The organism is Mesorhizobium sp. P2_C4, assembly GCF_056404575.1.
The window spans coordinates 718,517-742,086 of the sequence record NZ_JBFUDT010000003.1; the positions used below are offsets into that span (position 1 = coordinate 718,517).

The following is a 23,570-nucleotide window of genomic DNA, read 5'->3' on the forward strand; positions in this document are numbered from 1 at the left end:
GGCCAATGATCAACCGTCTCAAATCGACCACGGCGCTCGTGGTCGTTTTGTTTGTGTCTATTGCGGCTGCCAACGCCTCGGCCGAGACCGCGCACATCTTCTGGAAGGATTTGCGCCCGGCAAGCCAGGTCGCCGCCGAAAGCGTCGGCCTGCCGATGATCGCGGCCAAAATGCCCGACCATGGCGAGACGCTGTCGCTCAATCTGCAGAACAAGACCGTTGAGTTGGCCGGCTATGCACTGCCGGTCGACCGCGATGGCGACCTTGTCTATCAGTTCCTGCTGGTGCCGTGGACGGGTGCGTGCAGCCACATGCCGACACCGCCGCCCAACCAGATCGTGCTGGTCACGCCTGCCCGCCCCTACAGGATGTCGGAGGCCTACCAGCCGGTTTCCGTCACCGGTGCGCTGCAGCCGGGCCTGGAAAAAAGCCAGCTGTTCATCCTCGACGGCGCCAGCGTCATCCAGTCGGGCTACACCGTGCGCAAGGCCGAGGTGACGAGCGTCGACACGGTGCCGGACACGATCACCCTGCCGGTGAATTCGCCCTGGAGTTTCCTCAACAAAAAGAAAAACTAGCGAATTGGATCTCAGGCCGCGTTGGCGCCCGATTCCTTGTCCAGCACCATGTAGTCCAGCGGCATTTCTGTCGTGTACTTGATCTGCTCCATGGCGAAGGACGACGACACGTCACGGATCTCGATCTTGGCGATCAGCCGCTTGTAGAAGGCGTCATAGGCGGCGATGTCGGGCACCACCACGCGCAAGAGATAGTCGACGTCGCCGCTCATGCGATAGAATTCGACCACTTCGGGAAATTCCTGGACGACTTCGGAAAAGCGGCGCAGCCATTCATGGCTGTGCGAATTGGTGCGGATCGACACGAAGACTGTGACGCGCACATTGACCTTCTCGTGGTCGAGGATGGCGACGCGCCGCTTGATGACACCCTCTTCCTCGAGCTTCTGGATGCGCCGCCAGCAGGGCGTGGTCGACAAACCGACCTTCTTGGCGACATCGGCGACCGCGAGCGTCGCGTCCTCCTGCAGGAGGCGGAGAATTTTTCTGTCAAGGCGGTCCATTAGGTGCTCCTGAGGAATAGTTTGGCTATATTCCGCCTTATCCCGGCCATTCACAAGAAATAAATTCTGCCGGATGGCACAAAAGCGGGTGATTTCTTGCTGAGAGCTCAACCGATGCGATAGCGGATTTCCGATCTCAGAAACGGCAGTAAATCCATTTCAAACCACAGATTCTTCTTCAGCCAGCCGCTGTTGCGCCAGGACGGATGCGGCAGCGGCAGCACTTTCGGGCTACTCGGGGCATCCCAGACGGCGCGCCAATCCTGCACCGTCTCGGTCAGCGAGGTCCGGCGCGCAGCACCCATATGCCAGGATTGCGCATAGAGGCCGATCGTCAGCACGAGATCGATGCGCGGCATCAGCGCCATCAACGGCGCACGCCATGCCGGCGCACATTCGCGGCGCGGCGGCAGGTCGGCGCCCTTGGCGTCCTGGCCGGGAAAGCAGAACCCCATCGGCACGATGGCGAATTTTTCCGTGTCGTAGAACTCTTCCACGCTGACGCCGAGCCAGCTGCGCAAGCGGTCGCCGGAGGCGTCGGTGAAGGGCATGCCCGAGATGTGCACCTTGGTGCCCGGCGCCTGGCCGGCGAGCAGGATGCGGGCGCTGGATGACGGCAGCAGCACCGGACGCGGCTCGTGCGGCAGCGGCCGGCCAACCGGGTTTTCGACGCAGATGCGACAGGCGCGAACCTTTGCCGTCAGGCGTTCGAGTTCCGCCTCCATCTCAGGCGGCGGCGCTCGGCCGGCTGGAAATCGCGCTGTGCCAGCGCAGCACGTTGGTGCAGTCCTCAGGCACCTTGATGCGCGCCGGCTTCATGAAATCGATGGCGATCAGCCCGGTGATGTCGGCGATCGAATAGCTGTCGCCGGCGGCGAACTCGCGGTTTGCCAGTTCGGCGTCGAGGAGCTTTAGGAATTCGATCGCCTTCGGCTTGTTGGCCTCACCCCATTCGGGGATCTGCGGGATTTCCCATTCCTTCATCGCCGGATGGATGTGGCGAAAAGCCTGCGCGACGCAGCTGAGCAGATTGAACTCTATGCGCCTTTGCCACATCTCCACCTGTGCCTTGCCGAGCGCGCCCTTTCCGAACAGAGCCGGCTGTGGATGCAGCTCCTCGAAATAACGGCAGATGGCAACGGATTCGGTGATGATGGTGCCGTCGTCGAGTTCGAGCACCGGCAGGCGCTGCAGCGGATTGCGCGAACTGACCGGCTCCTGCCTGTGTCCCATCGCGCCCATATCGACAGGCACCAGCGGAACCTCCAGTCCCTTTTCGGCGAGGAAAACCCTGACCCGGCGTGGATTGGGCGCGCGGCCACCGTCGAACAGCTTCATTCCCATCCTCCTCGATATCCCCGCGACCATAGGGCGCTCATCGATGCGTTGAGTATCACCAGAAGTGAAAAATCTCGCGCAGCGCATCGCCGATCGAAGCCAGCGTGCCATGCTTTCTTTCGAATGGCCCGTCATGATGGGTTTGGCGCCAGTCCTGCGGCTCGTCGAAGGTGCCTGCCCAGATGCCGGCCTTGCCGGCGCGGGCACCGGCTTCCTCGGTCTCGAAATCGCCATAGGCGACCGCCCATCCCGCCTCCACCTGGGCGCGGTTGAGATCCATGCCGTCGGCCTTGCAGTCGCCGAGCAGCCGGCCGTAGCGGTCGCGTTGCCAGCCGCTGCAGGAGACGGGTTTGCCTGATATCAGCAGCACCAGCGACTGGCGCGCGAGCTTGCCGCAGGGATAATCAGTGCCGTCCTTGCGGCAGATCTGCTGATATTCCGGGGCGTCGATGCCGCGCATGCGGATGCGCTCGGAGCCGAGCGTGATCGAATCGCCATCGTTGACGATTGCCGTGCCCTGCGCCTTGCGCGTCTCGACCCGGTCAAGACGCGCCGCAAGCAGGATCAGCAGGCCGAGAAGGATGAGCGTCAGCCCGTAATCCACCAGCTTGCGCCACAGGCTGCGCGGCGGCGGCGGATTGTATCGCCGGCGAGGCCTTTGCGACCACGAACGGCTCATATGGCAAACAGTCTCTTAATCATTCGAACGTAGCTTAAGAATTTGAAATCGCTGCGCGTATGAATTGAAATTTCCATGCCTTTGCTACGCTCGAACACAGCGGATAAATTCATTGTGGACCGCAGGAAACCCCATCGCAACAGCGATGTGGCGCGCGCGGTGCGCAAGACGCGCGACCGCCTCTCGCAGCAGGCCGGCAATCCCGATTTCGACCGCGAACTGCTGAAGCTGCACGCGCGCGCCATGGTGGGCGGCGCAATTGCCATCCCTTTGCTTGTGCTGGCGATCGCGGCGGCTGGGCTGTTTGCCGGCATGGACAGCAAGCAGATCGGCGTCTGGGCACTGTTCAGCCTCATCTGCTACACCGTCGTCGTGTTCATGGCGCGGCGCATCGAACGCACTGAAGCTTCCGAGCTCAACCCATTGCGAACGCGAAGGGATTTGCTCATAGGCCATTCGCTGTGCGGCCTCGGTTGGGCCTGGTTCGCCTGGCTCGGCTGCGACGCATGCCAAGTCGACCAGTTCCAGGTGGTCAAGGCGGTGGTGCTGCTGCTTGCCATGGCGGCAACCGCCATCATGGCGTCGTCGCTGCGCGGCGCGCTGCTGGCGACCTTTGCCATTCCGGTGGCGCTCTATGCCTATTCCGGAGCCAAGCTGTGGATGCCGGTCGAGGCGATCATGGTCGGGCTGCTGGTCGCCGCCCTGCCGTTCTTCGACTATGTCGCCAGCCATCTCAACCGCTCGTCGTTGATGCTTTTGTCGTTCCGATCCGAAAAGGACGCGCTGATCGCCGAGGTGGAGACGGCGAAATCGATGTCGGACGAGGCAAGGCGGCGGGCCGAGGACGCCAATCTGGCAAAGTCGCGCTTTCTGGCCTCGATGAGCCACGAACTCAGGACGCCGCTCAACGCCATTCTCGGCTTTTCCGAGGTGATGGCCAATGAGGTGCTCGGACCGATGAGCAACCCGACCTATCGCGACTACGCCCATGACGTGCACGAGTCTGGCCAGCATCTGCTCGACCTGATCAACGAGATCCTAGACCTGTCGCGCATCGAAGCCGGCCGTTACCAGCTCAACGAGGAGCCGGTGATGCTGCTCGCCATCGTCGAGGATTGCTGCCACATGATGGAACTGAAGGCGCGCAACAAGGACATCCGCATCGTCCAGGATTTCGAAAGCACCTTGCCGCGTCTGTTCGCCGACGAACGCGCGCTGCGGCAGATCACGCTCAACCTTCTGTCCAACGCCATCAAATTCACCGCAACCGCCGGCGAAATCCGCGTGCGCGTCGGCTGGACTGCTGGAGGCGGACAGTACATCTCGATCAAGGACAATGGGCCGGGCATACCGGAAGACGAGATTCCGGTCGTGCTTTCCGCCTTCGGCCAGGGCTCGATCGCCATCAAGAGCGCCGAACAGGGGACAGGGCTGGGGCTGCCGATCGTGCAGGGCCTGCTGGCCATGCATGGCGGCGAATTCGAGCTCCATTCCAGACTGCGCGAGGGCACCGAGGCGATCGCCATTTTCCCACCGAGCCGGGTGATGGAGGAATTGCCGGCGCTGCCGACCCAGGTGGTCGCCGCGCGCCGTCGCTGATTGCACTAGGCTTTGACGGCCGCTGCCATCCCCGAGCTGGTGAGCGCGGCGGCTTTCACCAGGCCCGCGGCAAGAGCCGCCCCTACCCCTTCGCCATGGCTCATGCCGAGATCAAGCAGCGGGCGCAGGCCGAGCCGTTCCGCCGCGCGCTTATGGCCGGGCTCCGGCGACAGGCCGGCAAGCAGGCAATGGTCGAGAGCAGCGGGATTGGCGGCATGCAGCACGGCGGCCGCGGCGGTCGCCGCAAAGCCATCGAGCAGCACCGGGATCTTCTGCATCCGGGCGGCCAGAATCGCGCCGGCGATCGCCGCGAATTCGCGACCGCCGACCCGGCGCAAGGCTTCAAGCGGATCGCCGAGATGAGTGCCATGAAGGGCAATTGCCGCGTCGACCACTGCGGCCTTGCGCGCCTGCATCGCCGCGTCGGCGCCGGAACCAGGCCCGACCCAGTCGGCGCCGCTGCCGCCAAACAGCGCGGCACACAGAACGGCAGCGACAGTCGAGTTGCCGACGCCGAGATCACCAAGGCAAAGCAAATCGGTGCCGCCGGCTATGGCCTCCATGCCGAAGGCCATGGTGGCCGCGCAGCCGCGCTCGTCGAGTGCTGCGTCCTCGGTGATGTCGGCGGTCGCAATGTGCAGCGCGAGATCGAAGACTTTCAGGCCGAGATCGTTGGCGATGCAGATCTGGTTGATGGCAGCGCCGCCTGCCGCGCAAAGCTCGACCGCATTGGCGGTCGCCGCTACCGGCCGTGGCGAAATGCCGTGCCGGGTGACGCCGTGATTGCCGGCGAAGACCGCCACCAGCGGCCTTGTCACCGCCGGCGGCGCGCGCCCGCTCCATGTGGCGAGCCACGCGGCGATGTCTTCGATGCGGCCGAGCGAATTTTTGGGCTTGTCGGCTTTGGCAAACAGGGTGTGCACCCTGTTTTGCGCGACTGTATCGGCCGACGGCAGGTTCGCCAGCAGATTGCGAAAATCGTCGAAGGGCAGCGCGCTGGTCATGTCGTTCCTGATCGTCCGTGGAATTGACCAGCGGCATAACCGCCTTGCCCGGCCTGCACAACCTCCCCTGACATTGGCGCGAAAGCGGTTGCCGGCGGCGCATTCCGAAGGGCTTGCATTGGCTTTGCCGTTGCACCATGTGGAGATGGAACGAGGGATTCCAGACGGACCCCCCAAGAGAAAGTCATGACGGCCATCGAATCCCCGTGCATCCTCGTCTGCTCGATCGACATGAAAACCGGCTTCTGCTTCGGCTGCGGCCGCACGCGCGAGGAAATCGGCGCCTGGATCGATATGACGCCGGAAAGCCGCCGAACCGTGATGGCCGAACTGCCGGCCAGGCTGGAAACGGTCGAGCGGCGACCGCGCCGGGAAACGCGCAGGGGCCGCATGGCGCGCGAGCGCGACGTCCTCTCATGATCCGGCAACGCGCATGAACCGGCTGTTCTGGATCGTGATGATAGCGATCGGCGTCGGGCTGGTCCTGCTCATGCTCAACAATTCCGCCGGCAGCACTTTTGGCATCGAAAACAACGATTTCAGCCAGCTGATCTGGCTTGGCGCCTTCGGCGCCCTGATCAGCGCCGGCCTCATTCGATCAGGCCGGCCGCTCGGCGCCATGGCGCGCAATCTCGGCGCCTGGGGCGTCATCGTGCTGGCGTTGGTTGCCGGCTACCAGTACCGCTACGAATTGCAGGATTTCGCCAGCCGGGTAACGGCCGGCCTCGTGCCCGGCAGCCCGCTGGCATTGGGCGTCGAGGACGGCCATGCGACAGTGACGCTCGACAAGGCCGACAGCGGCCATTTCGAGGCGCGCATCATGGTCAATGGCACGGCAATCCGCACCGTGGTCGACACCGGCGCGACCAGCATCGTGCTGACCGCCGAAGATGCCCGCGCGGCCGGGTTCGATCTGGACAGGCTGAGCTTCACCATACCGGTTTCCACTGCCAACGGCATGGCGCGCGCCGCCTCTGTCAGAACCGACACGGTGGCGATCGGCGACATCGTGCGCAAGGACATGGCGGTGATGGTCGCCGCACCCGGCGCGCTCGGCCAAAGCCTGCTCGGCATGAACTTCATCGGCTCGCTGTCGGGCTTCGACGTGCGCGGCGACCGGATGATTTTGCGCGACTGACTTCGTCAGGCGGCCTGTTCGATGCGGCCGAAATCAACCGCGGCGAAGGCCGCCTTCAGCACATCCGGTCCCGCGCCGGGTCTGGTCGCGTCGGTCGACAGGATCTGTCGGTAGCGGCGCGCACCAGACAGGCCATGGAACAGGCCGACCATGTGCCGAGTGACATGACCGAGCCGGCCGCCCTGCTCGATATGGCGCGCCGCATAGTCGGCCATCGCATCGATCGGGGCGGCAAAATCGAAGGCCCCGGGTTCGCCGCCATAGAACGCAGCGTCGACACCGGCCAGGATGCCGGGCGTATGATAGGCGGCGCGGCCAAGCATGGCGCCATCGACGTGGTCGAGGTGGCGAAGGGCTTCTTCTAGCGAATGAATACCGCCATTGATGCCGATGAACTGGTTCGGCTTTTTGGCCTTCAGGCGATAGACCCTGTCATAGTCGAGCGGCGGGATGTCGCGATTTTCCTTCGGGCTCAAGCCTTCCAGCCAGGCCTTGCGGGCATGCACCCAAAGCGCGTCGGCACCGGCCGCGAAGACACCGTCCGCCAGCGCGTCGAGCGCCGGTTCGGGGTCCTGCTCGTCGACGCCGATCCGGCATTTGACCGTGACCGGAATGTTCACCGCGGCCTTCATGGCCGCAACGCAGTCGGCGACGAGAACCGGCACCCTCATCAGGCAGGCGCCGAACGTGCCCGACTGGACGCGGTCGGACGGGCAGCCGACATTGAGGTTGATCTCGTCATAGCCGAAGGCCTCGCCAATGCGCGCCGCCTCGGCAAGCTTTTGCGGATCGGAACCGCCGAGCTGCAAGGCGACGGGGTGTTCGGCATCGTCGAAGCCAAGCAGCCGCTCGCGCGAACCATGGATGACGGCGTCCGCCACCACCATCTCGGTGTAGAGCAGCGCCCGGCGCGTCAGCTGGCGATGAAAGAACCGGCAATGCCGGTCGGTCCAGTCCATCATGGGGGCAACGGAAAGCCGGAATCTTTTGTAATCGCTTGTCTTGTCTTGCATTTCCGGGAACTCCCGCGGCCTCGATCCTTGCGGCTTTTCGCTGACTTAGGTGATTTCGCGCGATTTTCCTAGCCACAGCTGGCCTTGGACCCTGCCTTCACGCGGGAAAGCCGGCCTTTCTGAAGCCTGACGTGAAAAGCTCAAGGGCAACTTGGTCGGCGAAGGGGAGACCTGACATCAGCCGGACAGTCAGGTCGCGTTTCCTCTTCAGTGCTTCCTCGACCTCAGCGCGCGCTTTCTCCGTCTCGCCCAAATGTGCGTATGACGCTGCGAGGAAGGTATGAATAAAGAATTGGTCGCCGGCCTTCTGATACGAACCGACGGCTTCCGAGTACCTTCCAAGCAGGAAGAGGGAGCTGCCCTTCACCTCCCAGAACCATATCGGAGGTAACGGGTCGCGCAGGAGCGCGATTTCGAGCACGTCCAGCGCCGTCTCAGCCCGTCCGCCGTAGTTGAGCCAGCTTGCGTAGTCCCCGGCTATGTTCACGTCCAGCGGGTTCAACGAGCGCGCTTGCTCAAAATGCACGCCCGCATCGCTGTGCTGGCGCATATGCGTAAGCACCAGCCCCATGCTCTGGTGACAGACGCCATCGCTCCTGTCGAGAACGAGCGCCGTCCGCGCCGAGTCCCAGGCCTTCTGTAGCGTCCGCGGATCGTGGTCGTACCAAAATCTGCCGACGAGGGCCTGCGCAAGGAAGGCGTGACCTTGGGCGAACGTCGTATCGAGCTCGACACACCGGACGAACAGGGGCTCGGATTTGTCCAGTTCATACCGGTAGAAGTGCGCGCGCCCCTGCAGGTAGTAGTCGTATGCATCCCAATCGGCCGGAGGCTTGCGTCTGGTCCGGCTCGCCGAATCGGCTTCCGCCTGGCCTTCGACCATCGAGGCGATAAGAGCCGCAACCTCGTCTTGCAATGCGAAGATGTCATCCAGGGCCCGGTCGTACCGTTGCGCCCACAGGTGGGTACCGGTGGCGGCGTCAATCAACTGTGTGGTGATCCGAATGCGATCACCGAGCTTTCGTATGCTGCCTTCGACGAGGTAGCGAACTCCGAGTTTGCGATGGACTTCGGCAATGTCCAATGCCGGATGGCGAAATTGAAAAGCTGAATTGCGCGCGATGACGAGGAGGGAGCGGAACCTGGCCAGCTCCGTAATTATGTCCTCGGTTATGCCGTCGCTGAGATACTGCTGGTCCTGATCGCCGCTCAAGTTGGCAAAAGGCAGCACCGCAATAGACGGCTTGCCGGACGGTGGTGTCGGTCTGCGGGATGCGCTCGCCACCGGCTCGACAGTCCCGGTGAAGCGGTAGCCGACGCGAGGCACCGTGGCGATCCACTCGCCGCCGTTGTCAGCCGGACCGAGCGCCTTTCTTAGTGTCGCGATTTGGACGGTAAGGTTGCCTTCCTCAACGGCGGTGCCCGGCCAGGCAGCGTCCATCAGCTCGGCCTTGGTCAGGATCTCACCGGGCCGTGCCGTAAGCGCAGCAAGCAGCGTCAGCCCACGATGCCCAACAGCGATCGGGATCTCCTCTCTAAGGAGCGTCCCGATGTCGGCATCGAGCACGAACGGACCAAAAGCGATGCGAGTCCCCTGCATGTGGGCATACTAGACGTTTCGGAAGTTTTCGGAACAGTTTCGGCACCGCTTAAATCCCAGGGTCGCTTTCGAGGCTATAGATCAACCCAGGCACCGGGTGGCTCAGTCTGAATTCCGGTTGAGATAGGTGTAGATGCCCGCGCCTATGGCAACAGCTCCCCATGGTGTTGGATCGATGACACATCTACCGGTAACTATCTCGGTCCTTGGCCTTCTCGGCCCTGCAATCAACCTTACCCAAAGCAGCCTTGCGGTAAGCGTCTTCAAACACGCGGATAGCCCTTTCGAATTTAGCTGGATTAGGTGCCAGGTGTTTGTCTAGCCCGTGATACAAAAGGATGGAGACAGCCATCATGGCTTTTCCACTTGGGCTTGGGCTCAGCGCCGGGCACCTTTTCAACACGCCATAGATGTTGCCTGAAATCGCTGCAGCCCGATGCAATTTGCCATCCGCCATACGCGCCAAGTAATCGATGTTTTTCTCTTCCTGCCCGGCCGAAGCAGCCGAAATCGTGAAGCAGATTGCTGCGATGACCGTTACTAAAATGCGACCCAAGCGCTTCCCCTCTTCTTGCAGTCTACTCGACCCTACTAGTCGCCCTCTATTATAGCCTAGCCTAAGATTCAGAAGTTCGCCAATCGGCAGCAGCGGGCATCAACGCCGTCGGCAAATAGCGTGAGGGCGACGTGGGCCGGTCCTTAGTGTGAACGAAAATGGAAAGGAAATGGGCCGGTACAACCGGCCCATTTTCAATCAATCCTCCGCAACGGATTCCTCCTCAACGGGTGCCGGGATCTCATCCGGTACGATTTGCGGTCCAACCCGGTCGGCAACGAGCATCGAAAGCATCATTTCGACAAGGCCGTTGGCAGCTCCCTTCTCGCCACCGGTGGCGCCGATCTGGATCTGCGGCACGATCGGTAGCCTGCCATTCTCGATCGCCTCGGCGAAGCGCATGAGAACCTGCGCGTTGAGCTGATAGTCCGGGCCGCCGAAAGCCGCGACCTTCTTCTCGGTGGCCTCGGCCTCCGCCAGGCCGATGGCGCGCACCTTCTCGGCTTCCGCAAAACCGGTCGCCTTGATGCGTTCGGCATCGGCAAGCGCGATAGCCTTGATCATGTCGGCCTCGCCCTGGCCGCCGAGGCGCACCTTCTCGGCCTCTGCCTTGGCGTTGACCTGAATGGTTTCCGCCTCCTGGCGGGTGCGGGCGAGTTGCGCCTTGCCTTCGTTCTCACTGATCTCGATGGTAAGTGCCGACGTCGTGATCTTGGCTTGCTGTTCGGCGAGCGCCTCCTTCTCACGCAACGTGCGTTCCTGAATGGCCGCCTTCTCCTGCAATTTATAAGTCTCGACCTTTTCGACTGCGATCTGGCGATCGCGCAGCTGGATCAGGATCTGCTCTATGCTGTTCTGGCCATCGGCAGCGCGGGGCGTGCCAATCAGCACTTCCTGCAGCTCGAGGCTGTAGGTGTTGAATTTTTCGCGCATCTCCTCGCCCGATTTGCGCTGGATATCGCTGCGCTCCTGCAAAAGCTGGATCAGCGTCTTTGTCTGGGCGATATTCTTGAAGTAGGCAGAAACCATCGGATCGAGCGTTTGTTCGACCAGGCGCTTGATGTCGCCGAAACGCTGCACCACGAGCGGCGCCTTCATATAGTCGATATGCACGACGACGGAGAGCGGCAGCACAGGCTCGAACGCATCCTTGGTGATCAACGACACTTCAGACAGGTTCTCGTCCAGCCTGTGTTCGCCAAACTGCTCCTTCGTCCATTTGAGCACAAAGTTGGTGGTCGGCACGATGATGATTTTGCCAGCAAAGGTGTTGAACGCATACTTGCCTGGCAGTAGCGGCGTCGACCAGACGCCGCGTGCGCCGATTTCGACCAGCTCGCCGTGACGATATGCCTGCCCGGATATATCCGTGCCGTGGCGGCCGTTATAGGAGACGACGACACCCACCGTGCCAACGTCGATGATGGTCTTCTCGACCAGTTCGACGGTCGCGAAAATGCGATTGAGGAAGTAGCTGCCGTCGGCCAGCACCTGCAACTGCCGGCCACGGTAGCCACCGGCATTTAGAAACTTCTCCGGGTCCTGAAAATTGTTGTGGAAGTTCGGGTCGTTCGGATCGTTGGCGACGGTCGGTGCGATGATCTCGCCGTCCGGCAGGGCCGGACCGTCATGGATGGTGACGATACCGATCATGTCATCGGCATTATGGATGACGACCGGCTCAAAGCCGCCCCGCTCCGCGATCATGCTGGACATATTGGAAAAAAGGCTTTGTTCCGACGAACCCAGATTGACGGAATAGATCGACTGGGCAGTCAGCACGATGAATTGTGCGAGATTGATGGCATAGGTGCCTTCACGCAAGATCTTGCGTTGCGGTCCTTTCTGCCCGCCTTTTTCGAGAAAGCCGCGCACATCCTGGAAATCATCGGCTTCGGTGTTAGAAGCAAGTGTCTGCGTCGGAGGCAGCGGCTTGCCATCACGGGCAAAGACATAGCCGATCTGCCCCTGCGGGATGGTGACAAGATTGGCGCGATGCATCGAATATTGGAACGGCATAAAGAAATGCAGGCCACCGCGCACGACTTCCGGCTGGTAGCCTGCCTCACGGTTGAGTGCAATGAAGCCATTGCTGATGGAGCCGCGAAAACTCCATAGTTTTTCCAGGATGCCGAGCCTGTCGTTGGGGATGTAGCGGACCACGCCGCTCCACCGGAGCAGAATTGCCAGCACGATGACTGTTACGGCGACCTCGATCGCCGTCCATTCGATCGGGCCGAGATATTGTAGGGCGTCCATCTCTTCTCTCCTGTAGGGGCGCGCGGGTTCGTTCACCCGAGGGCTACCCGGTTGGTGTTAATTGATGAGGCGGGGAGATCGCGCGCCGATGCGCTCGACGCACTCAACGGCGTGCCGAACGTTTGGGCTGCTCATTGTATGGGAAAATGACCGCGCGTCCCGAGTCCCCAGTGGGGGCGGCGTGGCCGTGACTTATCTCACATCTGTGTTGCCTTGATAGACACTACAAGTAATGACGTAGGTATCGCGCCAACAGGTTTAAAGATAGTCCGCGCGGAAATCGTAAAAGTATTTCCACCGCTATTTCGAAAGCGTGGTTGGCTTTTACAAATGGGCAAGAGCGCGAAAATGGCGCTCTTGACGGGTTAGAACCGTCGGCCTCCCGATCTGACACCGGCTGCGTCGGGTTGCGAGGGAGGAGCGGGCGCGGAACTGGAACGCTTCCTCGGCTTAGCTTCCTTAACAGCCGATACCAACGCGCATTTACGCCTTACGCCACGCGGGCCTCGATCCGGCGCCTTTTCCAATCCCTACCAGTCCACCTTGAACCCGACATTGCCGCCAAAGGTCTGCACGCGCTCGCCGAACTTGCCGTCGAAGGCGGCGAACATCGAGGTCTTGTTGCTCCAGTTCACCTTCAGGCCGGCATTGACGGCGACGGCGTCTTCAGCGGCAGCGGCGCCTTCGATCACGAACGGATAGCCGGGCGCCGCCTGGAAGCTCGGCTTGACCGAGCGGTCGGGCTGGAATTCGTGCACCCAGGCCGCGCGGCCCCAGGCCTGGAGCGAGTTGCCGCTGTCGCCGAGGTTGATTGTGGTGTCGAGCTGCAGGCCGAGCGACACCGGCAGCGAGGTGATGATGCGTTTGTCGAAGCTTAGGCCCAAACCGCCGCCGCCGAGCGACGTTTCATCGAAAGAGTCCATCGACAGGAAAGCGAACTGCAGCCCGGCGAAAGGCGTGATGGCCCCCTCGCCAACCTGCTGGCGCCAGCCGGCCTCGATGTTGGTGCCAAAGCCGGCGCTCAGGAAATTGCTGCGCCAGTTTTCAGCCGTAATGCCTGCCACCGGATCAATTGGCGCGTTCGAGCCCGGCACCGCCGCGGCGCGGTGTATGTTGTTGTTGTAGAGGCCGAAGGCAAGCGAGCCGTCGATATAGAACTGGTCCCATTTGCGCGCGACATAAGCGCCGGCCTGGGCGCCGACGATATTGCCCGACGTCTGGCGGTCGTCGACGGCAAATGAACCCGCCGAGCCACCCAGCGCGAAGCCCATCAGCATGTCGGGATCGCCGGCGGACTCCATGCCCGCCGCGAGGCTGCCGCCCCTGTAGGCGGTGCCGGCACTGCCCACGGCTGTGTCGCCGCCGATCTCGCCGCCATTGCCGCCGGCGGTCGCCCAATAGCTCCAGCGCCGCTGGTCGGGCTGCATCGCCTTGAACGGATCTTTCTTGGGTTTCGCCGGCTCGTCATAACCCTGCGGCGTGACCGTGTGATCCGTCGGGTCGGTGCCGAGGCCGGTGCGCCAGAAATCGGCCTGGCGGCCCATCGAGGCAAAGAAGCTGTCATAGGCGCCGAATTGCGGTTGCTCGAACCCGGAAACCCCCTCGCCCGAGATCGAATCGTAGACGGCGCCGAGTTGTTCGACCGTCGGGATGTAGAACAGCGCCTCGGCGATCTTCTTGAAACTCGGCGAGCTCTGGTCGCTCTGAATGGCGTTGACAGCGTTCGCAACCGGGAGCTGGTTCCCGGTCAGACCTGTCGGGGCGAAGGTGATGTCGACACCGAGATAGACATCGTTAGGGTCTTGATATTGCAGCTGATATTGCGCGACCGCGCTTGCGACCGAACTGAGTTCCAGTCCGGTGTGGGTGACACCACCATCGGCATGCAGGATGTGGAACGTTTGGCTCCCGGGCTTCGCCGCGGCCGCGTCCATGATGTTGAGATCGACAGCGCCAGCAAGGACCGCCGTGCCCGTGACGTTGATGAGGTCGGCTTCCGGGTCGAGGTCGACGTCAAGCTTGTAGGCGCCGGTCGAGGACTGGTTCCAATTGCCGACGAGGTTTGTCGTCATCACATTGTTGTCGCCGCCCGGCGAGAAATAGCCGCTATCGGCAAAGAGATAACCCAAGCCCAGCTTGGCGTCGGCGCCCGCATTGAAGATGGCGCCAGCCATGTTGGTGAAGCTGTTGACGCCGCCGCCGAGATCGAAGGAGCCGGTGACCGTGCCGTAATTGGTGACGGTCTCCTTGCCGGCGCCGGAAAGGATCGCCCAGCCGCCAGCCGTGCCGCTCGCGGTGGTGATGGTGCCCTTGTTGCCGATGGTGTTGTTGTTGCCGTCAAGCACCCAGACGCCGACGCCGATATGATTTGCGTCGGTGGCGCCACCCTTCACCAGGCCTGTCGTGCTGGTGAGGTTGATGGCAACGTCGCCATTGCCCTCCACCGCCTTGCTCTGCGCGACGATGGCGCTGGTGCCAGCCGCATGGGTGACGACCGAGCCCGCAAGGTCGACGGTGACGTTGCCGGCCTTGCCGAGATAGTTCTGCGTCGCATCCTTCTTGCCGCCATTGCTCTGCGCGAAGATGCCGATGGCGCCGCTGCCATAGGTATCGATGGTACCGGCATAGTTGACATGGACGATGCCTGAGTCGCCGGCGTCACCATTGCTGCCGACGGCCCAGTTGGTGATCGTCCCCAGCACCGGTATCTCGTTGCCGAGCGTGCCGAGGATGCCGCCGCCGCCGCCGATCGACTGGGCGAAGATGCCGGCCGAAGACGAGCCATGGGTGATGATCGCCCCGTTGCCCTCGACAGTGACGTTCTTGCCCGAGCCGCCATTGCCGCCGCCCTGGCCGAAGGCCAGGCCGATGCCCAGATTGAGCGCCGGGATCGGCCCCATCGCCTGCTCGAGCACGCGGTCGACATTGCCCGCCACGCCGCCGCCGCCGCCAACCGACTGCGCGAAGATGCCGTTGGAGGCGGCGCCGAAGGTCTCGATCTTGCCATTGCCGTTGTTGATGACATGGACGATGCCGCCGTCGCCGCCGCTGGTCCCTTTGCCGCCGACGCCGACAGTGCCGGTGGCGCCGATATTGGCCTTGCCGCCGACGCCGCCGCCACCGCCGATCGACTGGGCGAAGATGCCGTTGGAATTGCTGCCCTTCGTGGTGATGTTGCCAGTGTTGGTGACCTCGACGAGGCCGCCAATGCCGGTGCTGCCGCCATTGCCGCCGACGGCGACACCGAGATCGCTGTACATCTTGGTCTTGCCGAACAGCACGTTTGCGATCAGCGCTGCCGGGACCGGGATCAGCTCACCGGTGCCGAGCAGGCCGTTGCCGCCGGCGCCGCCGCCGCCGCCCACCGACTGGGCGTAGATGCCATCCGCCAGCGAACCATTGGTGATGATCGAGCCGTCGTTGGTAACGACGACATGGCCGCCATTGCCGGCGCCGCCGCCATTGCCGCCGACGGCGACCGACATCTTCACGTTCACCTGGGCGTCCGGCGGCGCGTCGCCCTTGCCGACCAGCACGTTGATCGAGTTGGCGCGGCCGCCAATACCGCCGCCGCCGCCGATCGACTGGGCGAAGATGCCATAGGAGCTGTTGCCGGTGACGATGGCCTCACCACCAAGCGGCAGCGGCGCATTCGGATCGATGGTGGGGATAAGACCGGTCTGGATGTTGCCGTGATTGTGGACGGTGACGTCGCTGCCGTCGCCCGCCGCTCCGCCCTTGCCACCGATTGCAACCGAGACGTTGACGCTCTGCGCGCTCGAACTGGTCGCATTTGCCCAGCTGGCGACGCCCGTGATGGCATTGCCGCCGTCGCCGCCGCCGCCGCCCGCGCTCTGCGCGAAGACGCCTGCGGCGTTGTCGGCAAAGGTCTGGATTCCGGCCCAGTTGTTGACCGTGGCGGCACCGCCGTTGCCGGCAGCGCCACCGCTGCCGCCAACAGTCACGCCGATGTTCATGTTCAGCGCTTCGCTGTTGTTGATGCCGACATTGACGCCGACGGCAAAGCCGCCATCGCCGCCGCCGCCGCCAATGCTCTGCGCCCGCACGCCCGTCGCGCCAAGACCGTAGGTGGTGATCTTGGAACCGGCGATGACGTTGCCGAGGCTGTCCTTGCCCGCGTCGACGATGACGGCGCCGCCCGTCCCGCCCTTGCCGCCTGTGCCACCGACCGCGACGGTCACCGTGCCGCCGGGACCGATCGCGATGGACCCCGCCGCGGCGTAGCCGCCGGCACCACCGCCGCCGCCAACGCTCTGCGCCCAGATGCCATGGGCGTCCGCGCCATGGGTGATGATGTTACCGCCATTGGTGACGTGGACGGTGTCGGCATAGCTGCCATCGCCGCCACCACCGCCGACAGCGACCGAAATCGCGACCGTCGGGATTTCCGCGGGATCGGGCGAAGCCGTCGCCGAGAAAGCGACCGCCGACCCGCCATTGCCGCCGCCACCGCCGACCGATTGCGCGAAGATGCCGAAAGACTTGATGCCCCAGGTGGTGATGTCGCCCTGATTGTCCACAGTGACGGTCGAGCCGGTGCTGCCGCCGGCGCCCGCGCCACCGATCGCCGCCGAGAGCGCGCCGACACCGATCGTGCCGGCGATGGCAAAGCCGCCATTGCCGCCGCCACCGCCGATCGACTGTGCGTTGATGCCGATCGAGCCGTCCGAATGGGTGATGATGGTCGCGTGGTTGTTGACGGTCACCGCCTGCGACTTGCCGCCAATGCCCGCCCCGCCGCCAAGGCTGACGCCGAGCGAAATCGCGCCGACCGCGCCGGTGCCGGCAAAGCCGCCATTGCCGCCGCCACCGCCAATGCTCTGGGCGAGGATACCGTGCGACTGCAGGCCCCAAGTCTCGATCTTGCCCTGGGTGTTGACGGTCACCGTCTGGGAATCGCCCGCGGTGCCGCCCTTGCCACCCATGCTGAAGCTGAGATTGACTGCGCCGCCACCGCTGACCGAAACCGCGCCGCCGCCATCACCGCCGCCACCGCCGATGCTCTGGGCAAAGATGCCGGTGGCGCCAATGCCGTGGGTGGTGATGTCGCCCTTGTAGTTGACGAGCACGTCGTCGCCGACATTGCCGGCGCCGCCATTGCCGCCCAGCGCGATGCTGAGATTGGCCGGACTGTTGACGCCGACCGCAACCGACACCGCAAGGCCACCTTTGCCGCCGCCGCCGCCGATCGACTGGGCGAGGATGCCATAGCCCTTGTTGCCGAAGGTCTCGATGTCGGAAGCGATGAGTCCGCTGAGGTCGCCGGCCGTCGCAACGTGGTTGACCTCGACCTCACCGGCCGCGCCGCCCTTTCCGCCATCGCCACCGATGGAGATCGCGACCCCGGTTCCGACCGTATAGGAGCCGCCGCCATTGCCGCCGCCGCCGCCGATCGACTGGGCGAGGATGCCGATCGAATTCGTGCCTGTTACGGTCAACTTTCCCGAAGAGTTCACGGTGACCTTGGCCGCATCGCCGCCGCCGCCGCCGTTGCCGCCGATGGTGAAGAGCCCGACGCTGGAGCCGCCATCGCCGCCACCGCCGCCGATCGACTCCGCCTGGATTGCGGTGCCCGTGGTGGTGATCGTGCCGGTGTTGTTGACTGTGACGGTGTCGCCATTGCTGGTGACGCTGCCCTTGCCACCGATCGCGACGAGGCCGCCGCTGTCGCCGCCATTGCCGCCGCCACCACCGATCGACTGGGCGAAGATACCCCGCGCCCGCTCGCCGATGGTGATCAGCGTGCCGTTGTTGGTGACTGAGACCGTGCCGCCCTTGCCGCCCGAGGCGCCCTCGCCACCGATCGCGACCAGGCCACCACCGCTGGAGCCATTGCCGCCGCCGCCGCCGATCGATTGCGCGACGATCGCATCCGCGCCGGTGTCGTTCGCGTCGGGATTGATGCCGCCATAAGTGATGATGGTGGCGGCATTGGTGACGACGACGTTGCCGGCCGCACCGCCAGCGCTGCCCGAGCCGCCGATGGCAACGAGCCCGCCGACGTCGCCCGCCGCGCCGCCGCCGCCGCCGATCGACTGGGCGAGAATGCCGTAGGCGCCGATGCCATGGGTGGTGATGTTGCCGCCGGCATTGTTGTTGACCGTAACCGTGGTCCCGGTCCCGCCGCCGCCGCCAAGCTTGCCGCCGAGCGCGACGATGCCCCCGGCATCGCCCGCATTGCCGCCGCTGCCGCCAACCGACTGGGCCCAGATGCCGTGGGATTCTTTGCCGCTGGTCTCGATGGCGCCGCTATTGATGACCGTCACCAGCCCGCCATTGCCGCCCCCCGTCGCTGATCCTGGGACGCCGACAACGCCAAAACTGTCGCCGGCCGAACCGCCGCCGCCGCCGATCGACTGGGCAAGGATGCCCATGGCCTTGGCGCCGGTCGTTGTGATGGCGCCGCTATTGGTGACCGAAACGGTGCCGCCGGTCGTCGCCGGACCGCCGCCGCCGCCCGAGCCGAAGATATAGCTGTCGCCGCCCATGCCGCCCTGGCCGCCCTTGCTGAGCGCAAAGATGCCGTGCGAGCCGTCGCCATCGGTGGTGATGGTGACCGAGGTGATCAGCGTGACAGTGCCGCCGGCACCCGCGCCGCCGCCGTCATAGGGGCCGATGCCGCCATAGGAATTGCCGCCGCTGCCGCCATTGCCGCCGATGGAGACGACGGTGATGCCGGGCGTGTTGGGCTCCGCCGCGCTCGAGTGGTAGGGGCCGTCGGTCCCGGCGACCAGCGTGTGGCTGACGGTCGGGCCGGTTCCGCCGGGATCGCCATTGGAGCCTGGATAGCCGATGTCGACGGAGCCGAGGAGGCCGAGATCGATATGGACGCCATAGCCACTGCTGCCGCCGGCGCCGTTCGTGCCGGTCTTCCGATCGATGAAGACGCTGCCATTTCCGGTGGTCGAAGTGCCGCTGCCGGGGCCTGACCCGCCCGTGCCGCTATTATCGAAGATATCGGGCTTGTAGGCGTCGATGACCGTCTGTGGATGATTGCTGTCGGTCTGGTTTTCGACTTTGATGTCGACGATCAGATTGGTGTCGGGGTCCAGCGTGTAGCTGATGACCTTGTAGGTGATGCCCCCGGAGACATAGGTGCTGCCCACTGCGGCCGGCGCGTCGACCAGGATCGCATTGTAATGGACGACCGAACCGACGGTGACCGCGGTGAGCGCCCAACCCGAACCGAGGTCCTTGACCACCGTTTCCAGCGCGTTGGTGTCGGGGTTGTGTATCTGGCTGCCCACGACGACGGCGGCCAGCGCCGGATTCGGGGCAAACAACAGGAACGACGCTGCGACGGCGGCGACCGCACCCGGACCGAAACGATCGGCGCGCAATGCGCGTCCACGGCCGAACTTCGGCTCGTTGGCCGTCTTGATCTTCGCCATTGTCGCGGCCCCCCGGGTCATCCGCATTCGACCCGTCCCCATCACCGACTCTGGGTGACCCATAGTCAAGTTTCTGTCAATGGCACCGCTGAAGTGGACTCAACGAGGATTGTAGCGTGGCGAAACCCGGCGAGTGCCCGACTGTACTACGACACTACTGGGGTACTTTTGCGAAAACGTGACATTTTGCCGATATTACCGGCATATACGAAGGAAATGCCCTGTCTCGTTCAGCATTCCGCGCCGGTGGAGACGCGCTCGCTTGCCTCGACCAGGAGGGCTGCCCGCGGTTTTCTTATCAAGACTTTTTCTGGGTGTATCTTGCTTCTCACGCGAAGGTGAACCGCCGCCAATTCATCGAAATTCCCCAGGCGACTGGCTAGAGCCTGTTCCATCCCGATCGAATCGGGATGGGGCTCTAGCTCTTTGTTTGAGCATGATCTTCTCCGAAAACCGGATTCCACTTTTCGGGATCATGCTCTAGTCCTTGTCCGCATCAGCCTTGGCGGTGTTGTGGAAGAGCCGGATGATCACGAACTCGGCCGGACGAAGCGGAGCGACACCGATCTCGCAGATGAGGCGGCCGTTGAGAATGTCGGCTTGCGTCATCGTCGAACGGTCGCAGACGATAGTGAAGGCCTGTTCTTCGGCCAGCCCCTTGAGCTTGCCTGCCCGCCATTGTGTTCGTAGGAACTGGCGGATCGTATCCCTCACCCGCTCCCAGAGCGCTTCATCGTTCGGCTCAAACACAACCCATTGCGTATCCGCGTAGATCGACCGCTCAAGAAAGGTGAGCAGGGGTTTGATGTTGACGTATTTCCCGGGCTGCATCGCACAAAATCCTGCTCGATGGTGGCTCAGTCTGAATTCCGGTTGAGATAGGTATAGATGCCCGTGCCTATGGCGACGGCTCCAACGGTGATCAAAATGGAGGGAGCGCCCATCAAAGTGGCGACAACCGCCCAGACGATGGCAATGGCGATGGCGCCGGCCGTTCCCAAAACCGTTTTGAGCCATTTGGGCATTGTCGTTCTCCGGCCGGTGGCGATGTCGCTACGCCAAGCGTCGCACGATTGCGTCACAGTATATGAGGTGACGTGCGATCGAACAGGCCGCGGCCTCGAATTGATGCGATAAACAAAGCTTCGCCGGCACCCGCCAGGGCGCGGCGTCGAAATCACAAAAAATAACCCTATCGCCTCAGCGCGTATACGCCGTCCATGTTTCCGCCGCCCATCGGCAGTGCCATGTCGTCGTCAAGCAGGCGGGTTATGCGGGCAAAGCCCGTAAAAGCCTTTCGGGCTTCCTCCGCCGACATCCGGCCCGAAAGGGCCGCTGAGCAGCAATTCAACGCGCATTGGTAGACAGGTCCGCGCCGCCCCGCTGGCCATTTCTGCAAAAACACCATCGCCTCGGCAACGCTATCGACTTCTTCCACAGGATGTCCGTGCCCGCGCAAAATCCGCACCGGCGAAAAGAAATGCAAGCGATCCATGGTCTCCTCCCGCTCGATCGCCTCCGCTTGATCGAACCCCATTAAACTCCCGGATGGGCATTTGGTTCCAGAAAAAAGAGCCGACCGCTAAAAAATGTTGGGGGCAAAGTAGGTGGCATTCGAATCGCCAGCAAAGCCAATGAGATTAGCTGACCAACGTTTGGCCTGTCTTGATAAGCGCGATTTGCATTGAATATCTTTAAGGTCAAAGCCGGCAAATGGGTTGCTTGCCGGTTCCCCTGCGTCAGGCCTGACCTGCGCAGCCAACGCATGGTGGTGCGTTCGGCAAAAAGGGGAGGATTTCACAGTGACCATACAAGGCGCATCGCCTGACCTGTACAATGAGGATCTCGCGCCGGCGACAGTTCGAAACTGGGGACCGTTTTCAATCTTCAACGTCTGGACGTCGGACGTCCACAGCCTGTGGGGCTATTATCTGGCGGCAAGCCTGTTCTTGTTCTGCGGCGGCTTCGTCAACTTCATCATCGCCATTGGCATCGGTTCGCTGATCATCTATGCGCTGATGAACATGGTCGGCTATGCCGGCGTGAAGACCGGCGTGCCCTACCCCGTGCTTGCCCGCGCCTCCTTCGGCATCTGGGGCGCCAACATACCGGCGCTGGTACGCGCCATCGTCGCCTGCTTCTGGTACGGCGCGCAGACGGCCGCGGCATCGGGTGCCATCGTGGCGCTGCTGATCCGCTCGCAATGGTTCGCCGACTTCAACGCCAACACGCATTTCCTCGGCCATACCGGCCTGGAGGTGATCTGCTTCGTGGTCATCTGGGCGCTGCAACTGCTGATCATCCAGAACGGCATGGAAACGGTGCGCCGCTTCCAGGACTGGGCCGGCCCGGCGGTGTGGGTGATGATGCTGATCCTGGCGATCTATCTCTGCGTCAAGTCAGGGAGATTTGCCTTCACCAGCGACATCCCGATGGATGTGCTGCTCGACAAGACCAAGGATGCGGGTGTGCCCGGCACGCCGGGGTCGTGGACATCGCTGTTTGCGGTGGCGGCGATCTGGGTGACCTATTTCTCGGCGCTCTATCTCAATTTCTGTGATTTCGCCCGCTATGCGCCTGATAAGGCGGCGCTGCGCAAGGGCAACATCTGGGGCCTGCCGATCAACCTGATCCTGTTCTCGCTGGTCGCCGGCGTCACCACAATTGCTGCCTTCGACGTCTATGGCGAAGTGCTGCTGCACCCCGACCAGATCTCGGCGAAATTCGACAGCTGGTTCCTGGCCGCGCTGGCGGCGCTGACCTTCGCCGTGGCAACGCTCGGCATCAACGTGGTGGCGAACTTCGTCTCGCCGGCCTTCGACTTCTCCAACGTCTTTCCCAGGCAGATCGACTTCAAGAAGGGCGGCTATATCGCGGCCGTGATCGCTCTGGTGCTCTATCCCTTCGCGCCTTGGGAAGGCAGTGCGGCCTCCTTCGTCAACGTCATCGGCGCGACGATGGGACCGATCTTCGGGGTGATGATGGTCGACTACTATCTGATCCGGAAGGGCGAGGTCGACGTCGAGGCGCTCTACAGGGAGGACGGCGAGTTCCGCTTCCAGGGCGGCTGGCATGTCAATGCCTTCATCGCCGCCGGCATCGGCGCCATCTTCTCGTCGATCCTGCCCAACTTCACCAGCGTGCTGCCGTCGTGGTGGGGCGTTTATGGCTGGTTCTTCGGCGTGGCGATCGCCGGCGCCATCTACTACGTGCTGCGCAGCATGGCGCTTGGCGCTGGAGCGAAGACGGCAAAGGCGTAGAATGAGGCAGCAGGGATTAGGGAGTAGTCAGTAGAGAATAGGACCTTCTATTCCCTATTCCCTATTCCCTATTCCCTATTCCCTATTCCCAATTTTCCACCATCTCGGCCAATTTGCGCACCGTGTTCCAGTTGCGCGAAGTGCCGATGCCGAGACGCTTGTGGTTCATTGCCGCGAGCAGGCGCGACGTTGGCCTGTCGCGTGAAAAGACGACCCAGATGTCGCCGCCCACCGAAAGCACCTTCTCGTCTTCGGCGGCATAAGCCTGCAGCGCTGCCACGCCATCCACGGGCGCAGGCTTTCGCATCACCCGCACCGCCACCTGATCCCCAGTTTCGGCCGATTCGGCGGGAAACGGATTGCCGGCGGCGAGCGCCAGCCAGTCCTCGGCGCTGCGCACGATGATGTCGACATGGCGGCCGAAGGTTTTTTCGAAGGCCGTTTCCAGCCGCTGCTCCAGCCTGGCGATATCGGTCGCCCGCGCCTCAAAGACCAGATTGCCGGTCGCCACCAGCGTGCGCGGGTTTTTCAGCCCAAGGCCTTCCGCCATCGCCTTGAGATCGGCCATGACGACGCGCCGCCCCTCACCCAGGACGATGCTGTAAAGCAGCGCGACATAGGTCTGCATCGG

At 63.1% G+C, this 23,570-nt stretch carries 19 protein-coding genes; 5 read left to right on the forward strand and 14 right to left on the reverse strand.

The window, feature by feature from the left end:
- Positions 1-5 precede the first annotated feature (5 nt).
- The gene (locus AC1DX6_RS16120) at positions 6-578 is read left to right on the forward strand and encodes a DUF3299 domain-containing protein (RefSeq protein ID WP_477314928.1); all 573 of its coding nucleotides are present in this window, start codon (positions 6-8) and stop codon (positions 576-578) included.
- An 11-nt stretch (positions 579-589) separates the two neighbouring features.
- Here the strand turns inward: AC1DX6_RS16120 and AC1DX6_RS16125 are convergent, their stop codons facing one another.
- From AC1DX6_RS16125 to AC1DX6_RS16140, 4 genes are all read right to left on the reverse strand, one after another.
- On the reverse strand, positions 590-1,081 hold the full coding sequence (locus AC1DX6_RS16125) for an Lrp/AsnC family transcriptional regulator (RefSeq protein WP_477247033.1): 492 nt from the start codon (positions 1,079-1,081) through the stop codon (positions 590-592).
- Positions 1,082-1,188: 107 nt separating this feature from the next.
- The gene (locus AC1DX6_RS16130; RefSeq protein ID WP_477314930.1) at positions 1,189-1,806 is read right to left on the reverse strand and encodes a uracil-DNA glycosylase family protein; all 618 of its coding nucleotides are present in this window, start codon (positions 1,804-1,806) and stop codon (positions 1,189-1,191) included.
- Between the two features lies 1 nt (position 1,807).
- Positions 1,808-2,419, reverse strand: coding sequence for a glutathione S-transferase (locus AC1DX6_RS16135; protein WP_477314932.1), 612 nt, complete (start codon positions 2,417-2,419; stop codon positions 1,808-1,810).
- A 55-nt stretch (positions 2,420-2,474) separates the two neighbouring features.
- A complete protein-coding gene (locus AC1DX6_RS16140; protein WP_477314934.1) occupies positions 2,475-3,098 on the reverse strand; it encodes a thermonuclease family protein in 624 nt (207 codons plus the stop codon).
- Between the two features lie 75 nt (positions 3,099-3,173).
- Between AC1DX6_RS16140 and AC1DX6_RS16145 the strand changes: the two genes are divergently transcribed.
- The gene (locus tag AC1DX6_RS16145) at positions 3,174-4,697 is read left to right on the forward strand and encodes a sensor histidine kinase (RefSeq protein WP_477314936.1); all 1,524 of its coding nucleotides are present in this window, start codon (positions 3,174-3,176) and stop codon (positions 4,695-4,697) included.
- Between the two features lie 5 nt (positions 4,698-4,702).
- Here AC1DX6_RS16145 and AC1DX6_RS16150 read toward each other — a convergent pair whose 3' ends face one another.
- Positions 4,703-5,701: a nicotinate-nucleotide--dimethylbenzimidazole phosphoribosyltransferase gene (locus AC1DX6_RS16150; protein WP_477314938.1), complete on the reverse strand. Its 999-nt coding sequence runs from the start codon at positions 5,699-5,701 to the stop codon at positions 4,703-4,705.
- A gap of 186 nt (positions 5,702-5,887) precedes the next feature.
- On the opposite strand from AC1DX6_RS16150, the gene AC1DX6_RS16155 reads away from it, so the two are divergent.
- Positions 5,888-6,121 (forward strand): DUF1289 domain-containing protein, encoded by a 234-nt coding sequence (locus tag AC1DX6_RS16155; RefSeq protein ID WP_477314940.1) that lies wholly within the window; start codon positions 5,888-5,890, stop codon positions 6,119-6,121.
- Positions 6,122-6,134: 13 nt separating this feature from the next.
- Positions 6,135-6,839 (forward strand): TIGR02281 family clan AA aspartic protease, encoded by a 705-nt coding sequence (locus AC1DX6_RS16160; protein ID WP_477314942.1) that lies wholly within the window; start codon positions 6,135-6,137, stop codon positions 6,837-6,839.
- A gap of 5 nt (positions 6,840-6,844) precedes the next feature.
- Here the strand turns inward: AC1DX6_RS16160 and dusA are convergent, their stop codons facing one another.
- The 8 genes from dusA to AC1DX6_RS16200 all read right to left on the reverse strand — a co-directional run bounded on the left by dusA (position 6,845) and on the right by AC1DX6_RS16200 (position 21,174).
- On the reverse strand, positions 6,845-7,852 hold the full coding sequence (gene dusA, locus AC1DX6_RS16165) for a tRNA dihydrouridine(20/20a) synthase DusA (RefSeq protein ID WP_477314944.1): 1,008 nt from the start codon (positions 7,850-7,852) through the stop codon (positions 6,845-6,847).
- A 97-nt stretch (positions 7,853-7,949) separates the two neighbouring features.
- Positions 7,950-9,452, reverse strand: a complete 1,503-nt coding sequence (locus AC1DX6_RS16170) for a winged helix-turn-helix domain-containing tetratricopeptide repeat protein (RefSeq protein ID WP_477314946.1) — start codon at positions 9,450-9,452, stop codon at positions 7,950-7,952.
- A 184-nt stretch (positions 9,453-9,636) separates the two neighbouring features.
- The gene (locus AC1DX6_RS16175) at positions 9,637-10,008 is read right to left on the reverse strand and encodes a hypothetical protein (RefSeq protein ID WP_477269715.1); all 372 of its coding nucleotides are present in this window, start codon (positions 10,006-10,008) and stop codon (positions 9,637-9,639) included.
- Positions 10,009-10,206: 198 nt separating this feature from the next.
- A complete protein-coding gene (locus tag AC1DX6_RS16180; protein WP_477314948.1) occupies positions 10,207-12,267 on the reverse strand; it encodes an SPFH domain-containing protein in 2,061 nt (686 codons plus the stop codon).
- Positions 12,268-12,797: 530 nt separating this feature from the next.
- Entirely contained in the window at positions 12,798-19,679 is a 6,882-nt protein-coding gene (locus AC1DX6_RS16185) for a hypothetical protein (protein WP_477314950.1), read from the reverse strand.
- A 480-nt stretch (positions 19,680-20,159) separates the two neighbouring features.
- Positions 20,160-20,510 carry a phage tail sheath C-terminal domain-containing protein gene (locus AC1DX6_RS16190; RefSeq protein ID WP_477314952.1) on the reverse strand — a complete coding sequence of 117 codons (351 nt, stop codon included), beginning with the start codon at positions 20,508-20,510 and terminating at the stop codon, positions 20,160-20,162.
- Positions 20,511-20,536: 26 nt separating this feature from the next.
- Entirely contained in the window at positions 20,537-20,704 is a 168-nt protein-coding gene (locus tag AC1DX6_RS16195; protein ID WP_477314954.1) for a hypothetical protein, read from the reverse strand.
- A gap of 167 nt (positions 20,705-20,871) precedes the next feature.
- Complete coding sequence (locus tag AC1DX6_RS16200; RefSeq protein WP_477315135.1) at positions 20,872-21,174, reverse strand: DUF982 domain-containing protein; 303 nt, start codon at positions 21,172-21,174, stop codon at positions 20,872-20,874.
- Positions 21,175-21,481: 307 nt separating this feature from the next.
- On the opposite strand from AC1DX6_RS16200, the gene AC1DX6_RS16205 reads away from it, so the two are divergent.
- Entirely contained in the window at positions 21,482-22,939 is a 1,458-nt protein-coding gene (locus AC1DX6_RS16205; protein ID WP_477314956.1) for an NCS1 family nucleobase:cation symporter-1, read from the forward strand.
- Between the two features lie 82 nt (positions 22,940-23,021).
- Here the strand turns inward: AC1DX6_RS16205 and AC1DX6_RS16210 are convergent, their stop codons facing one another.
- Entirely contained in the window at positions 23,022-23,567 is a 546-nt protein-coding gene (locus AC1DX6_RS16210) for a DUF1697 domain-containing protein (protein ID WP_477314958.1), read from the reverse strand.
- Positions 23,568-23,570 lie beyond the last annotated feature (3 nt).

What these genes read in the sequence shown, in the direction of transcription:
- AC1DX6_RS16120 (WP_477314928.1), top strand. Translation starts at nt 6, where the DNA reads ATGATCAACCGTCTCAAATCGACCACGGCGCTCGTGGTCGTTTTGTTT.
- AC1DX6_RS16125 (WP_477247033.1), bottom strand. Translation starts at nt 1,081, where the DNA reads ATGGACCGCCTTGACAGAAAAATTCTCCGCCTCCTGCAGGAGGACGCG.
- AC1DX6_RS16130 (WP_477314930.1), bottom strand. Translation starts at nt 1,806, where the DNA reads ATGGAGGCGGAACTCGAACGCCTGACGGCAAAGGTTCGCGCCTGTCGC.
- AC1DX6_RS16135 (WP_477314932.1), bottom strand. Translation starts at nt 2,419, where the DNA reads ATGAAGCTGTTCGACGGTGGCCGCGCGCCCAATCCACGCCGGGTCAGG.
- AC1DX6_RS16140 (WP_477314934.1), bottom strand. Translation starts at nt 3,098, where the DNA reads ATGAGCCGTTCGTGGTCGCAAAGGCCTCGCCGGCGATACAATCCGCCG.
- AC1DX6_RS16145 (WP_477314936.1), top strand. Translation starts at nt 3,174, where the DNA reads ATGCCTTTGCTACGCTCGAACACAGCGGATAAATTCATTGTGGACCGC.
- AC1DX6_RS16150 (WP_477314938.1), bottom strand. Translation starts at nt 5,701, where the DNA reads ATGACCAGCGCGCTGCCCTTCGACGATTTTCGCAATCTGCTGGCGAAC.
- AC1DX6_RS16155 (WP_477314940.1), top strand. Translation starts at nt 5,888, where the DNA reads ATGACGGCCATCGAATCCCCGTGCATCCTCGTCTGCTCGATCGACATG.
- AC1DX6_RS16160 (WP_477314942.1), top strand. Translation starts at nt 6,135, where the DNA reads ATGAACCGGCTGTTCTGGATCGTGATGATAGCGATCGGCGTCGGGCTG.
- dusA (WP_477314944.1), bottom strand. Translation starts at nt 7,852, where the DNA reads ATGCAAGACAAGACAAGCGATTACAAAAGATTCCGGCTTTCCGTTGCC.
- AC1DX6_RS16170 (WP_477314946.1), bottom strand. Translation starts at nt 9,452, where the DNA reads ATGCAGGGGACTCGCATCGCTTTTGGTCCGTTCGTGCTCGATGCCGAC.
- AC1DX6_RS16180 (WP_477314948.1), bottom strand. Translation starts at nt 12,267, where the DNA reads ATGGACGCCCTACAATATCTCGGCCCGATCGAATGGACGGCGATCGAG.
- AC1DX6_RS16185 (WP_477314950.1), bottom strand. Translation starts at nt 19,679, where the DNA reads ATGGCGAAGATCAAGACGGCCAACGAGCCGAAGTTCGGCCGTGGACGC.
- AC1DX6_RS16190 (WP_477314952.1), bottom strand. Translation starts at nt 20,510, where the DNA reads ATGCAGCCCGGGAAATACGTCAACATCAAACCCCTGCTCACCTTTCTT.
- AC1DX6_RS16195 (WP_477314954.1), bottom strand. Translation starts at nt 20,704, where the DNA reads ATGCCCAAATGGCTCAAAACGGTTTTGGGAACGGCCGGCGCCATCGCC.
- AC1DX6_RS16200 (WP_477315135.1), bottom strand. Translation starts at nt 21,174, where the DNA reads ATGGATCGCTTGCATTTCTTTTCGCCGGTGCGGATTTTGCGCGGGCAC.
- AC1DX6_RS16210 (WP_477314958.1), bottom strand. Translation starts at nt 23,567, where the DNA reads ATGCAGACCTATGTCGCGCTGCTTTACAGCATCGTCCTGGGTGAGGGG.